Annotated in this window: 11 protein-coding genes; 10 read left to right on the forward strand and 1 reads right to left on the reverse strand. The window is 50.8% G+C overall.

Features of this window, described 5'->3' with window-relative positions:
* Nucleotides 1–37: 37 nt before the first annotated feature.
* Nucleotides 38–1,432 carry a putative oxidoreductase C-terminal domain-containing protein gene (locus J0A68_RS13760; protein ID WP_236025595.1) on the forward strand — a complete coding sequence of 465 codons (1,395 nt, stop codon included), beginning with the start codon at nt 38–40 and terminating at the stop codon, nt 1,430–1,432.
* A gap of 445 nt (nt 1,433–1,877) precedes the next feature.
* Nucleotides 1,878–2,849: an aldo/keto reductase gene (locus J0A68_RS13765; protein ID WP_317195115.1), complete on the forward strand. Its 972-nt coding sequence runs from the start codon at nt 1,878–1,880 to the stop codon at nt 2,847–2,849.
* Between the two features lie 65 nt (nt 2,850–2,914).
* On the opposite strand, the gene trpF is transcribed toward J0A68_RS13765, so the two are convergent.
* On the reverse strand, nt 2,915–3,535 hold the full coding sequence (trpF, locus tag J0A68_RS13770; RefSeq protein ID WP_206578787.1) for a phosphoribosylanthranilate isomerase: 621 nt from the start codon (nt 3,533–3,535) through the stop codon (nt 2,915–2,917).
* Nucleotides 3,536–3,666: 131 nt separating this feature from the next.
* Between trpF and J0A68_RS13775 the strand changes: the two genes are divergently transcribed.
* From J0A68_RS13775 to J0A68_RS13810, 8 genes are all read left to right on the forward strand, one after another.
* Nucleotides 3,667–4,356 (forward strand): hypothetical protein, encoded by a 690-nt coding sequence (locus J0A68_RS13775; RefSeq protein WP_206578788.1) that lies wholly within the window; start codon nt 3,667–3,669, stop codon nt 4,354–4,356.
* Nucleotides 4,343–6,010, forward strand: coding sequence for a S8 family serine peptidase (locus J0A68_RS13780; protein WP_206578789.1), 1,668 nt, complete (start codon nt 4,343–4,345; stop codon nt 6,008–6,010). Before J0A68_RS13775 ends, J0A68_RS13780 begins: the two co-directional genes overlap by 14 nt.
* A 56-nt stretch (nt 6,011–6,066) precedes the next feature.
* Nucleotides 6,067–6,717 carry a ribulose-phosphate 3-epimerase gene (gene rpe / locus J0A68_RS13785; protein ID WP_206578790.1) on the forward strand — a complete coding sequence of 217 codons (651 nt, stop codon included), beginning with the start codon at nt 6,067–6,069 and terminating at the stop codon, nt 6,715–6,717.
* A gap of 119 nt (nt 6,718–6,836) precedes the next feature.
* Nucleotides 6,837–7,337 (forward strand): hypothetical protein, encoded by a 501-nt coding sequence (locus tag J0A68_RS13790; RefSeq protein WP_206578791.1) that lies wholly within the window; start codon nt 6,837–6,839, stop codon nt 7,335–7,337.
* Between the two features lie 93 nt (nt 7,338–7,430).
* Nucleotides 7,431–8,450 carry a hypothetical protein gene (locus J0A68_RS13795; protein WP_206578792.1) on the forward strand — a complete coding sequence of 340 codons (1,020 nt, stop codon included), beginning with the start codon at nt 7,431–7,433 and terminating at the stop codon, nt 8,448–8,450.
* A gap of 95 nt (nt 8,451–8,545) precedes the next feature.
* Entirely contained in the window at nt 8,546–11,068 is a 2,523-nt protein-coding gene (gene gyrA / locus J0A68_RS13800; RefSeq protein WP_206578793.1) for a DNA gyrase subunit A, read from the forward strand.
* A 26-nt stretch (nt 11,069–11,094) separates the two neighbouring features.
* Nucleotides 11,095–12,303 carry a tetratricopeptide repeat protein gene (locus J0A68_RS13805; protein WP_206578794.1) on the forward strand — a complete coding sequence of 403 codons (1,209 nt, stop codon included), beginning with the start codon at nt 11,095–11,097 and terminating at the stop codon, nt 12,301–12,303.
* A gap of 188 nt (nt 12,304–12,491) precedes the next feature.
* Complete coding sequence (locus J0A68_RS13810; RefSeq protein ID WP_206578795.1) at nt 12,492–13,607, forward strand: acyloxyacyl hydrolase; 1,116 nt, start codon at nt 12,492–12,494, stop codon at nt 13,605–13,607.
* Nucleotides 13,608–13,679 lie beyond the last annotated feature (72 nt).

Consider the following 13,679-nt stretch of genomic DNA (forward strand, 5'->3'; position numbering starts at 1 on the left):
TGATTGTTTTCAAGCCTTGGCGGCTATGCCTAACTTGATGAAGTTTAAATTTGAAATGATGTTTTCCAACAAAGTAAAAATAGGGGCCGCTTTGGCCCTTTTTTCCGCCTCTTGTTCCAGTCCAGAGATGAAAAGCGACCTGTCTGAATCTGATACAAAGGTGAAGATCATGACCTTGGATCCCGGGCATTTCCATGCCGGGCTCATCCATAAGTCCATGTACCCCACGGTGGATTCGACGGTGTACGTCTTTGCGCCGGAAGGTGCCGAGCTCAACGACCACCTCAAGCGTATCGCCGGGTACAATGAGCGCTCGGAGAATCCCACAGCTTGGAATCTGGAGGTGTACACTGGAGCGGATTATCTGCAAAAGATGATCTCAGAGAAGCCTGGCAATGTGATGATGGTGGCCGGCAAAAATGACCGGAAAGTCGATTACATTCTCGCGGCCATAGAAAACGGCATACACGTCTATGCGGACAAGCCTTTGGTGATCAACCAGGAGGGCTTCAAGAAACTTCTCAGGGCATTTCAGCTCGCTGGCGAAAAGGACCTCTTGCTCTACGATATCATGACCGAGCGCTTTGAGATCACCACGCTGCTGCAGCGGGAGCTTTCCATGATCCCGGAGGTCTTTGGAGAGCTGGAGACCGGTACGCCCGAGGATCCGGCGATCACCAAGGAGTCCGTGCACCACTTCTTCAAGTATGTGTCGGGCGCTCCGCTGATCCGTCCGGACTGGTTTTTTGATGTGGCTGTCGAGGGCGAAGGAATCGTGGACGTGACCACCCACTTGGTCGATCTGATCCAGTGGGAGGCATTTCCTGGGGTGACGCTCGATACCACGGACGTGCAGATGCTGGCCGCTAAGAGATGGGCGACGTCCATGACGCTGGAGGAATTCCAAAAAGTGACCGGGAAGAGCGAAATCCCGGATTTTCTCCAAAAAGACATGAAAGACGGAAAGCTGGAAGTCTTTGCCAACGGCGAAATGACCTACACGCTCAAAGGCAAACACGCCAAAGCCAGTGTGATCTGGAACTATCAGGCTCCCGAGGGAAGTGCGGACACGCACTACAGCATGATGCGCGGCACCAAGGCCAAGCTGATCATCCGTCAGGGCAAGGAGGAAAACTACCGTCCGGCCTTTTATGTCGAGCTGGCTGGAGCAGATCTCGCTTCTTTGGAAAAGGCTGTAAAAGAAACCCTTCAGGGCAAGTATCCGGGAATCGGCTTGGAGAAAATGCCATCCGGCGAGTACCAGGTGACCATTCCAGATTCTTACCACAACGGGCACGAGGCGCATTTCGCCCAGGTGACCGAGCGCTTTTTGGAATATTACCAAGCGGGAAAAATGCCAGCTTGGGAAGTGCCAAACATGATCACCAAGTACTACACCAATATCAAGGCAAGGGAGTTTGCTTTGAAGTAAGCTAGGTAGTAAACAAATACAGGCTGGGCGGGGTTGAATGATCCCGCCCAGCTTTTTTTGTGCCAAAGAAAAGAAGAAGGTGCTCCATGGAAAAGGCTCGAATTGGATTTTGGACAGCTGGTGGGCTAGGGGGGACGTCCCAAAGCGGATTTTGCCCGTATAGGATAGTGTGCCGTCTTAATTTGCGATTTTGGCGGAGGGATCGGTTCAGGATTGTCCTGAAAAGAGGTAGATTTAGCTAGTCAGAATTTGTTTTGAGGTAAAAAAGAACATGATTATCCGCAATCTTGCCAGTAAGCGAATTTGCTTCTTCAATCGGGTCGGGAGACCGATGACCGAAGACCGAAGTAGGGCAAAGCCCTAATTTTAACGTTCTTTCGGATTGTCACGGCTGCCTAATGGCATAGAGGCGGAAAATCGTATAAAGTTAACCCTAGTTTTTTCGATGAATCAACAATTGACCGCAATGAAACACCTGGAATTTGCAAACGGAGACAGACTTCCCATCCTGGGGCTCGGCACATGGAAGAGCAAGCCTGGAGAAGTGAGAAAAGCCGTTTTTTGGGCCATAGAGGCCGGATACCGCCACATAGACTGCGCCGCGATCTACCAAAACGAGCGGGAAGTGGGGCAGGGGATAGCCGATGCGATGGCTGTCGGATTGGTGGACAGAGCGCAGCTTTTCGTGACCTCTAAGCTGTGGAACAACAGTCACCGGCACGAGGACGTGAGACCGGCCTTGGAGAAGTCCCTGGACAATCTTCGCTTGGACTACCTGGACCTCTATCTCGTGCATTGGCCCATCGCTTTCAAGCCGGGTATTGGCTTTGCCGAGCATAGGGAGGATTATTACACCTACAAGGACGTACCCCTGACACAGACCTGGGAAGCGATGCAGGAGCAAAAAGACGGTGGGGCCGTGAGGCACATCGGTGTTTCCAATTTCAACCAAGCCAAGCTGAAGGAGCTCCTTGCCATGGCTGGACAGCGACCGGAAATGAACCAAGTGGAAATGCATCCCTTTTTGCCCCAGACGGGATTGGTGGACTTCTGCAAGGAAAACGGCATCCTGATGACCGCCTACTCTCCTTTGGGCTCGCCGGACTCTCGAGGAGAACGACATAAAAACGACCCCAAGCTGCTCGAAAACCAAACGGTGGCGGACATTGCAAAAAAACACGGGGTAAGCCTCGGGCAGATCCTGCTCGCTTGGTCTATGGCTCGGGACATTGCGGTGATTCCCAAATCGGTCAACCAAGGCAGGATCGTGGAAAACCTCAAATCAGCAGAGCTGGAGCTGGACGCAGAGGACATGGATAGACTTGCCGCTATCGGCATCGCACATCGCTTCGTCGATGGCAGCTTTTTCACGGGCCCCCAGAGCCCCTACAAATCGACCGATCTTTGGGACTCTTAAATGGGTCGAAAGAAAAGAAGGCAGGAAGCAAGGAGCTAGACTCTGGACTTCCTGCCTTTGGTTTTTTAATCTTCAGTCTCGAGCTTTTCGAGGATGTCGGCCAGCTCGTTCATGTCTTTGAGCCCGGGTTTGATTTCTTCTCCTCCGCTCAGGGATATGCCGTAGATGCCGCTTTGGTCGATTAGATCGAGGATATTTGACTCCGTGATGCCGGTTCCCAGGATCACTTTGCAGTTTTGCGCGAGCGCGGTCACCACTTCCAGGTCTCTCGGTGCCAAGGTTTCTTCCTCGGAAAAGATATGGAGGACGATGTTGGACTCGCTGAGAAGGCCGGCTACTTCTGATTCGATGTGGCGGATCTCTGCCAGCGCTACCTTATAGATGAGGGAATAGTCCGTGGCGGCGAGCGCTTGGAGTTCTTCCAGCCTGTCATATTCTATCCAGGTGATGGAGGGATAGGCCTTCAGCTTTTCGAGGAGGTCTGGAGAATTGTGATGGGTGAATTCGCCCACGAAGTCCACGCCCGATACCCAGCCGGTGATTTCCTGAAACTGCGCCGGATTGACATAATTTTCGGAAGTTTCATTCAGGTTAAAACCAAGGAGGTTGACGTACATTCCCGCGCCGTATCGCGCATCGGTCAGGTTGGTGACGCTGTTTAGTTTTACAAAAGTCTTGAGGGCCATAGTAGAATAGGAATTGGACGGCTAAGGTAAGCAGGCCAATTTTAACAGAAAAGCAAAGTTAGCTCGGCGAAATTGGCCTATCCTCTCGCGGTGGCGGAAAATGATTGTATTTTTCGTAGTATATTTTCGGCATGGTAATGCGCTTTTCCCAGCTATATCTCCTTCTTGTCTTGCTTTTGCTCGCCTGCGGCGAAAAGATCGAATCCCCGGAATCCGACTTGCAAAGGGACTTCCAACCGCTTGAAATCGGGAATTTTTGGATCTACCAAGTGGATGAGACCATCCACTACGGGGAAAACGACTCCGAGAGTTCCAGCTATTTTTACAGGGACTTGATCCGCGGCAGCTATCTGAATGCAGAGAATGAAGTGGTCTATATCGTCTCTCGATCCAGGTCTGAGGATCGCGTATCCTGGACTCTGGACCTGGAGTACACGCAGCTCTATCGGGATCGTATCCTATTGCGAACGACCCAAAATACTCCTCTCGCCGCGTTGGTGTTTCCACCGGAACTGGGCAGGCTTTGGAACGGAAAAGCTTATCAGGCGGAGGGAGACGATGATTTTGAGATTGATGGGTTGGGGCCCTCCAGCCTTCCGGGTTTTGAGGAGGTCACGGCTGTGCGGGTAAACCAGGAAAATCTCGACGACAAAATCACGATCCGCGATATACGGTATGAAATCTATGGAAAAGGAGTTGGGCTTTTGGAAAAATACGACGAAGTGCTGACCTATTGCTCCAGAAACGACTGCCTGGGAAACCAGCTGATCGACGGCGGAAGCAAAATCCACCTGACCTTGATCGACTATGGAAAGGAGTAGCTACGGAATGGGATTGCTTTTGGTCTTGTTTTTGGCATTCTCAGCCAAAGCCCAGGATCGCTATGCCGTATATTTCAAATACAAACCCCAGACCTCCCTTTCGCTTTCCCGTCCCGCTGAGTTTTTGACCCCAAAAGCCATCCTAAGAAGAGAAAAGGAGGCAATCCAGCCAGACAGCTTAGACTTGCCGGTGTCGGCAAAATACCTCAGCGAGGTGGCCGACCTGTCGGAGTACGTGCTTTATACCAGTAAATGGATGAATGCCGCTGTGTTGGTCGCGGATCAGGCGGGGAGGGATGCCATGGTTGCGCTTCCCTTTGTGGATAGGGTGGAGCTGGTGGCTAGAGGCTTTTTGGAAAAGCCAAATGCCAGACTGCGCAACCAAGTAGATGACGGCGTGACCGTGGAGAAGGAAGGAAGAGTCTCCAAGCTGAATACCCGTGAGCTGGCCCTCACGGACAATTCCTATGATTTTCAAAATGAACTGATCGGCATAGACCGTATGCACGCCGATGGCTATACGGGCAACGGGGTGCTGATCGCGGTTTTTGATGCAGGTTTTCCGGGCACCAACACCAGCTCGGCCCTTGCGCATCTTTTCTCCAACAACCAAATCATCGCCGAAAAGGACTTTGTCCGGCCTTGGAACAGTGACATTTTCACCGCACATCAGCACGGCACCAATGTCCTTTCGCTCATCGCGGCAAATGAGCCTGGCAAGCTCGTGTCGGGAGCCTATGACTCGGATTTTATTCTGATGATCACCGAGGAAGTGGCAACGGAATACCGCGTGGAAGAGTTGAACTGGGTGCGCGCGGCCGAGTACTCGGACAGTCTGGGCGTGGACATCATCAGCAGCTCAGTGGGCTATTGGGATTTTGACGATTTGGATATGAACTACCGTCTGGAAGACCTGGATGGAAAGACCACAGTGATCACCAGAGGAGCGAGCATTGCCTCCGGCAAAGGAATATTGGTGGTCAACTCGGTGGGAAACTATGGAGCCAGCGGAGCTTCCAGCTTGGTCGCTCCGGCTGATGCGGAAGATATCATCTCGGTGGGCTCCGTAAAGACGAATGGTGAAGTCTCGACTTTCAGCTCCAGAGGCCCGACTGGAGACGGACGCTTCAAGCCGGAACTGTCGGCTTTTGGCGACAGTCCCAGCCTGATCCGCTCCAATGGTTCGGTGGGTTCCTCGAGCGGCACGTCTTTTTCCGCACCTCAGATCACGGCGCTGGCCGCTGGGCTCTGGGAGGCAAAGCCAGAATGGACGAAAGCCCAGCTGATGGAGAACCTTTTTAGAAGCGCCAGCCAGTATGACGCCCCTAACAACCTGCTCGGCTACGGAGTTCCCAACTACTATGATGCGCTCTATGGGGAGATTCTTTCCGCTCCAGAGGAGGAAAAGAAAGCGTTGAGGTTATTCCCCAATCCCATTCAAGGCGATGTATTGAGCATTCACTTTGGCACTGGAAGCAGCTGCACAATCCGGCTGGTCGACACGGGCGGAAGGACGCTTCTGGAGCAGGAGCTTCTGAGGACAAACACTTCCTCTCCCTACACGCTGGGTCTGCAGGACATCAAGCCTGGCTTGTACTTGGTCTTATTGAGCGAGGGAGGCTATGTGAAGCATACCAAACTGATAAGGCATTAGCCGATTTTGTCCCGCCGCCGGATTTTACTTGATTTGTATAGTTTAAGATACCCACTATGTCTCCATTGATTGCCCCGTCCATACTTGCCGCCGACTTTGCCAACCTCCAGACTGAAGTCGAGATGCTCAATCGATCCGCGGCGGATTACATCCATGTGGATATCATGGACGGCGTTTTTGTTCCAAATATCTCCTTTGGCATTCCCGTGACCGAGGCGATCCAGCGGCATGCGAAGAAGCCGCTGGACGTCCATCTGATGATCGTCAATCCGGATCCTTACCTGGAGGCCTTTCGTCGTGCCGGAGCGGAAAATATCTCGGTGCACTACGAGGCCTGCCCCCATCTCCACCGCACGGTGCAGGCTATTCATGGCCTCGGTGCCAAGGCCGGCGTCGCCATCAATCCCCACACTTCCGTATCTCTTCTCGAGGAAATAATAGCGGAGATTGACCTGGTCTGCATGATGTCGGTCAATCCCGGGTTTGGAGGCCAGAAGTTCATCGAAAACACCTATTCCAAAGTCTCCCGCCTAAAGGATTTGATCCTGAAAAAAGGCGCCGCGACCAAGATCGAAATCGATGGGGGAGTGAACGAGCAGAATGCCCAAAAGCTTGTGTCCGAGGGTGCCGACATCCTGGTGGCAGGCAGTTTTGTGTTCAGTTCGGCAGATCCCGTCGCGACGATAGCGAGGCTGAAATCGTCTTAAATTTGCCTGAAATTCGCACTACCGCTTATCACAAAATATCTTAAAAGGACATTTTTTGCTTGGTTTTTGAGGCTTAGAAGGTTTAATTGAAAGCTTAACAATTTTAAACTAAGACGATTATGAGAAAGATTTGGATGTTTATGTTCCTTTTTGGAGGATTGAGTTTGGCGGCATTTGCCCAGGAAGCTGCTGGAGAAGAGACTGTTACGGATGATGAACTGAAGAAGTTCGCCAATGTGGAATTTATGACTTCTGAATTTGTGGACAAAAAAACAGAAGAGCTGAAGAACATGATCCTCAACAATGAGGTCATCGACGGCGGCGCAAGATACAACGAGATCAAAGCGGCTTGGGGCGATGCTGCCAAAGAGGCGGAAATCGAACTGACAGATGAGGAAAGAGCAGCCTACAAAGCGATCAAGGATTTCCAGGATTCGCTGCAGAGCTCCGTGGTGGAATACAAGACTGAGCTGATCAAGGATGACGAGGTGCTCGGCGTATCTACCTACAATAAAGTGAACGGCGCCATCAAGGAAGATCCGGCTATGAAAGAGAAGCTGGATCAGATGGTAGAAGAAATGAAAAGCAAGGACGAGGACGGCGAAGCTCCGGTGAAGTAAGGTTCTTGGCAAAAGATTTGAAGAAGTCTCCCCAAAAAGGAGGCTTCTTTTTTTATTTTCACACCATCCGAACCACCGCGTCGTTTACTTACCATGACCATCAGAAAAACCGTTCTCCTCGCAGTTGCCTTTCAATTCCTTATTCTTCACGCCTTTGCCCAGGATGAGGACATCTTTGGGATCAGCACCAAAGCCAAAAATCCCAAGAGTGAATCCGGCGTGGGCAACGTTTTTAGGAATGTCCTGGAGGCCTTCGCCGTGGAATTTTCGACGGGAGCTGCCTATCACCAGATAGGCACGGACTTTTACTCCGAAAATCCTTCACTCTATCCCATCTCCCAATACCAAAACCTGGAGAATTCGGAATTCAGCCTGCAGGATACGCTCTCGCTGTCCAGCAATGAGTGGATCTTCCCCCTGCTGAATGGCGGCGTCCGGATCAACCTCTTCAATCTGTTGACCATTGGCGGAGGGTATGGCATGGAGTGGGGCAACTTGGCGCCGATGAGGGGCAATGACCACGAGTTCCAGTTTGAGGGAGCTACCTACCAGATCAGCAAATATTACGGCACCGTGGGGCTGGTGCTTTTTGACGCCAAGCGTCGCCAAAGCATTCTCAAATGGCAATACCGAAAGTATAGCAGCAACAACCTATACATGCAGTCAGAGCTCCGTCAGCGGGCGAGAGCCAACTATCCATGGAGATTTATTTTGGAGGGGGAGTTTGGAAAAATGAATTTGAAAAAATCCTACGACCCGGCGCTGGCTACGGGGGGAGCTCCCTACGTGCCGCGGCTGGCGGTGTCGGAGGATCCTTATTTTGGCGTTTCCATGCGGGTCGAATACGATTTCTCCGAGTATGCCAAGGTCTTCGTGAAAGGAGGGGCGGAGTTTAGGGAATTTACCTACGCTGCTTCTGATTTTTCTGAGTTTCAAAACATTGACCAAACCGTCTATGGACTACAGGCCGGCTTGGCCATCAAGATTCCCGGGACCAAGCGTTGCAAAATCCAGGGCTGCGGCGTGGTGATGAAGCACCTCCATGACGGAGTAGAGTACCGGGGAAGCTCCATTTTCAACATGCAAAACCGCAAAATAGGGCAGTGGTATTGATGGTCTGAAGGCCTCGCAAGGTTTGAATCTTGGGTTTCGAAACCTTGCAGTTTTTACTATCTTGCAGCTTAATTTGAAGCGCGAAAAAGTACTTTATGGCCCAAGGAGAGAACGAGCACATCATACCAATCAATATTGAGGAGGAAATGCGTGGTGCCTACATCGATTATTCGATGTCGGTCATTGTTTCCAGAGCACTTCCTGATGTCCGAGATGGACTCAAGCCAGTTCACAGACGCATTCTCTACGGGATGCAGGAGCTCGGCGTATTGCACAACAAACCCTATAAAAAATCAGCCAGAATCGTCGGGGAAGTATTGGGTAAATACCACCCCCACGGAGACTCCGCAGTTTACGAGACGATGGTCCGTATGGCCCAGGATTGGTCCCTGAGATATCCCTTGGTCGATGGCCAGGGTAACTTTGGGTCTATTGACGGGGACAATGCCGCCGCAATGCGATATACCGAAGCAAGGCTGAAGCGCATCGCCGAGGAGCTGCTGGTGGACATCAACAAGGATACGGTCGATTTCCAGTTCAACTTTGACGACTCCCTGAAAGAGCCTACGGTATTGCCTGCCAAGGTGCCAGCCCTGCTCCTGAACGGAGCTTCCGGTATTGCGGTGGGTATGGCGACGAACATGGCCCCGCACAACCTGGGCGAGGTCATCGATGGTATCGTGGCCTATATTGATAACAAGGAAATCACCGTGGCCGAGCTGATGAAGTTTATCATCGCTCCGGACTTCCCTACGGGCGGGATTATCTATGGCTACAATGGCGTGAAGGCAGCTTTCGAAACCGGAAGGGGCAGGATCGTTCTTCGAGGCAAGGCCAACGTGGAGACCAAGGACGGAGGAAACAAGGAGATGATCGTCATCACCGAAATCCCTTACATGGTCAACAAGGCCAACATGGTGGAAAAAACCGCCGCCCTGATCAACGAAAAGAAAATCGAGGGCATCTCTGCCATCCGCGACGAGTCTGACCGCTCCGGGATGCGGATCGTCTACGAGCTCAAGCGTGACGCAGTATCCAGCGTCGTACTAAACAACCTCTACAAGCACACCGCGCTACAGACTTCCTTCTCAGTAAACAATGTGGCTCTCGTCAAGGGAAGACCCCACACGCTCAACCTGAAGGATCTTATCGTCCACTATGTCGCACATAGACACGAGGTGGTGATCCGCAGGACCGAGTACGAGCTCAAGGAAGCAGAGAAAAGAGCGCATATCCTCCAGGGCTATCTTATTGCCCTAGACCATCTGGATGAGGTCATTTCACTGATCAGAAACTCCCCTGATCCAGAGACTGCGAGAAACGGTCTGATGGAGCGATTTGAACTGAGTGAGATTCAGGCCCGAGCGATCCTGGATATGAGGCTACAGCGCCTCACAGGCATGGAGCGGGAGAAGATCCAGCAGGAATACAAAGAAATCATGGCACTCATCGAGGAGCTGAAAGAGATCTTGGCCAATGAAGACAAGCGAATGGAAATCATCAAGACCGAACTGGTCGAGATGAAAGATCGCTATTCCGATGACCGTCGTACCGAGATCGAGCACAACGCGGAGGACTTCAGCTACGAAGACATGATCCCTAATGAGGAAGTGGTGATTACCGTTTCCCACCAGGGATATGTGAAGCGCACTGCGCTGACCGAATACCGCACCCAAGGAAGGGGCGGGGTAGGTTCCAAAGGAGTGAGTACCAAAGAGGATGACTGGACCGAATATATTTTCACCGCATCCACCCACAATTACCTTTTGATCTTTACCGATAAGGGTAAGCTGTTTTGGCTGAAGACCTATGCGATACCTGAAGGGTCCAAGACCGCCAAAGGCCGCCCTATCCAGAATTTGATCAACATCGAGTCCGACGACAAGATCCGATCCATCATCCAAGTGGATAGCCTTGACGACGAGGATTACATCAACAACCACTTCTTGGTCATGATCACCAAGCAGGGCGTGATCAAAAAGACTACGCTTGAGCAATACAGCCGACCAAGATCCAATGGTATCATTGCCCTGAATATCAGGGAGGACGACCAGCTGGTCAATGTCAGCATGACCAACGGCAGCCAGCATATCGTGATCGCCGCCAAGTCTGGCCGTGCGATCCACTTCCCGGAAACAGCGGTGCGCCCAATGGGCCGTACAGCGACAGGAGTGAAGGCGATAACGTTAAATGGTGATAAAGATTATGTCATTGGCATGGTTTGTGCCTCAGAGGAAGATGCCACCCTACTGGTAGTCTCCGAAAAAGGCTACGGAAAACGCTCCGAACTGGAGGAATACCGAATCACCAACCGTGGTGGCAAAGGAGTGAAAGCGATGAATGTGACGGATAAAACCGGTGCGTTGGTTGCGATCAAAGAGGTGGTGGATACGGATGATCTGATGATCATCAACAAGTCCGGCATCATGATCAGAATCTCCATGGACGAACTCAGGGTGATGGGCCGAGCTACCCAGGGGGTGAGGCTGATCCGAGTGGGAGAGGGAGACGAAATCTCCTCCGTGGAGAAAATCTCCAGAGAGGAAGAATTGGAAAATCAGGATTCTTCTGATCTTGCAAACCAATCTTCTGAAAGTACAGAAGAACCTAAAGAGTAACCGAACAATTAAGATAAATAACGCTAATGAAAAAGCTGATTCTCTCTTTGGCACTGCTAAGTGCTACATCCTTGGCCTTTGCTCAAAAGAAAGTAGTAAGGGAAGCCGAAAAAGGATATAAATCCGGAAACTATGACGCTGCACTGACTGCGATCAACGCTGCCGCTACCAATCCAGAAACCAGCGGTGACCCTGCGACTTTCTTACTGAAAGCCCAAATCCAAACCAAAATGTTTGGTTCGGACTCTTCCAACACCATGGAGACCGTAGAAATGGGCGCCGAGGCATTGGAAACTTACAACAAGTCTTTCGAAATGGCCGGAGCCGACAAGTCTTCAGGTGTAGGTAAAGACGTCTATGCTGAGGACATGCCAGGCGTACCGGACAACATGCGTCCTTACTCCATACTCACTCTGAAAAACATCTCTTTTGACAAAGGCATCGAAAGATACAACGTCGAAGATCTGGAGATGGCCTATGAGTTCTTCAACCTGGCTGGCGAGATTGACCAGAAAGATACCACGATCCACTACAATGCCGGTTTCTTGGCAAACGACCTGGGTAAATTTGAGGAAGCTAAAAAGCACTTCGGCTACCTGCTGGAGGTTCCTGAATACAACAAGTTGAACGCTTACTACTTCATGGTTCAGATCCTGAGCACAGAAGAGAAGAATCCAGAGGCGGCTTATGAGTTGGTAAACAAGGCAAAGGCTGACTATCCAAACGACAAAGTCCTGGCTGAGTATGAAATCCAGCTCTTGCTGCAACTGAACAAGATGGATGAAGCAATGGCCCAAATCAAGGATGCGCTTGCCAACGATCCAAACAACACGGGTTTGCTGCTGAGATCAGGATATCTGAAGGAACAAGCGGGTGACACAGACGGAGCACTGGTTGATTACAAAAAGTCTGTAGAGGTAGATCCAAACTTCTTCGAAGGCAACTACTACACCGGCGCGCTGCTGCTGGAGCAGGCAACAAAAATGCTGAACACGCTGAACGATCTTTCTGACGCTGAGTGGGAAAAACAGTCCCCGATCATCGGCAAAAAGGCTGACGAAAACTACAAGAGCTCTGTTGCCTACTTCTCAAAGGCCCTTGAGCTCAAGCCGGACAACACCGACATCATGATCATTCTCTTCCAAGTCCACAACAGATTGAAAAACACTGCTGAGGCGGAAGCGATGAACAAGAAATTGACTGAACTTCTTGGTCCAAACTGGCAAGAAAACTAAGATCGAATTTCAACAAAGGCCGACTGAAATGTCGGCCTTTTTTTTGGCCTTAGGAAAGTGTAGCTTTTTTGCCGGCTTGGCCGTCTACTGACTTGGATACTGACTTTTGTCATCTCTGCCCAAAAGCCTGAGTTCTGAAAGGAATTTTAAATAGTTTTGCACTACCTAATCCAAGCGGAAGAGAATTTATGTTTTATCTGATTAAAGTTGGATTTTTCCTGTCTTTGATTTTTTTGGTCAGCACGGTTTCCGCCCAGAATCCCAAGTTTCAGAAGTCGCTTTCCTTCTCCTACGAAACAGGCCCCATGCTCAGCAATGGCACTGACTGGGGCAACGAAATCAAGGATGCGGTGGATTTCAAAGCCATCGATGTCAAGTTTGGCTGGAGAAAGCTGTCCAACACCAAGTTTAACTACCTGTACAGATATCCGACCTTGGGCTTGGGCTTCAATACGACCCTAAAGTACTACCAAGAAATAGGCAAGCCCCAGGCTCTGTATGGTTTTATGGAGATTCCATTCTCCGTTTTGGGACAAAGGAAAAGGGTGAGTTTCGGCTATTTCACGCAATTGGGATTGGGCTTCAACCTAAAGCCCTACGATTCGCTTTCGAACCCCAACAACAAGTACATTGGCTCCAAGGTCAATGCCTACATCCACATGGGCGTCAATTCCACAGTCCGGATTTCGCCAAGGACGGATTTTCAGGCCAGCCTGGGCCTAAAGCATTACTCCAATGGTTCGGCCAAGAAGCCGAATGCGGGTATTAACCTTTTTCCTCTTAACCTGGCGATGAAGATCAAGCTGGGAGAGCTGCAGCCCACGCCAAACGCCGCTCCCGACTTTGCCAAGAAGGAGTTGAAGACCTTTTGGAATCTGGCGCTCTACACGGGAATCAAGAATTACGAGATCGGCGATCCGGTGTATTTCAGGGGCGGTGTGGGATTCAATTACCTTTTGGAGCCGACTTACAAATACCGCTTGGGCTTGGGGATGGATCTGTTTTGGGCGCAGGGCATGGAGTCGAGATTTCCAGAGGAAAGCTTTTCCTTCAAAGACCAGACTTCCTTGGCTTTGGTCGGCTCTTGGGAGTGGCAGCTGACCGAGCAGCTGTACGTGCCGATCGGGCTGGGAGTGTACTTGTACTCCAATGAATTGAATCAGGAAATGAGCTGGTTCTACGAGCGTATCGGTGCGCGGTACCGCTTTGATAACAACATGTTTGCAGGCTTGCAGATCAAAGCCCACAAAGCGAAAGCCGACTTTTTTGAGTTTACCGTGGGCTATACGATTCCCGGAAAGTGATAAGTTGGATCTCGGAATTTTATCCACTAGTCACAAAATATTTTTATTTGGTCTGAGAATAGGATAGCTTTC

This window comes from Algoriphagus oliviformis, from assembly GCF_017254915.1.
Taxonomy (GTDB): domain Bacteria; phylum Bacteroidota; class Bacteroidia; order Cytophagales; family Cyclobacteriaceae; genus Algoriphagus; species Algoriphagus oliviformis.

Bases quoted from the DNA above. Each gene is read 5' to 3' on its own strand.
- gyrA (WP_206578793.1), top strand. From the start codon at position 8,546: ATGGCCCAAGGAGAGAACGAGCACATCATACCAATCAATATTGAGGAG.
- J0A68_RS13790 (WP_206578791.1), top strand. From the start codon at position 6,837: ATGAGAAAGATTTGGATGTTTATGTTCCTTTTTGGAGGATTGAGTTTG.
- J0A68_RS13810 (WP_206578795.1), top strand. From the start codon at position 12,492: ATGTTTTATCTGATTAAAGTTGGATTTTTCCTGTCTTTGATTTTTTTG.
- rpe (WP_206578790.1), top strand. From the start codon at position 6,067: ATGTCTCCATTGATTGCCCCGTCCATACTTGCCGCCGACTTTGCCAAC.
- J0A68_RS13795 (WP_206578792.1), top strand. From the start codon at position 7,431: ATGACCATCAGAAAAACCGTTCTCCTCGCAGTTGCCTTTCAATTCCTT.
- J0A68_RS13760 (WP_236025595.1), top strand. From the start codon at position 38: ATGAAGTTTAAATTTGAAATGATGTTTTCCAACAAAGTAAAAATAGGG.
- trpF (WP_206578787.1), bottom strand. From the start codon at position 3,535: ATGGCCCTCAAGACTTTTGTAAAACTAAACAGCGTCACCAACCTGACC.
- J0A68_RS13780 (WP_206578789.1), top strand. From the start codon at position 4,343: ATGGAAAGGAGTAGCTACGGAATGGGATTGCTTTTGGTCTTGTTTTTG.
- J0A68_RS13775 (WP_206578788.1), top strand. From the start codon at position 3,667: ATGGTAATGCGCTTTTCCCAGCTATATCTCCTTCTTGTCTTGCTTTTG.
- J0A68_RS13765 (WP_317195115.1), top strand. From the start codon at position 1,878: ATGAATCAACAATTGACCGCAATGAAACACCTGGAATTTGCAAACGGA.
- J0A68_RS13805 (WP_206578794.1), top strand. From the start codon at position 11,095: ATGAAAAAGCTGATTCTCTCTTTGGCACTGCTAAGTGCTACATCCTTG.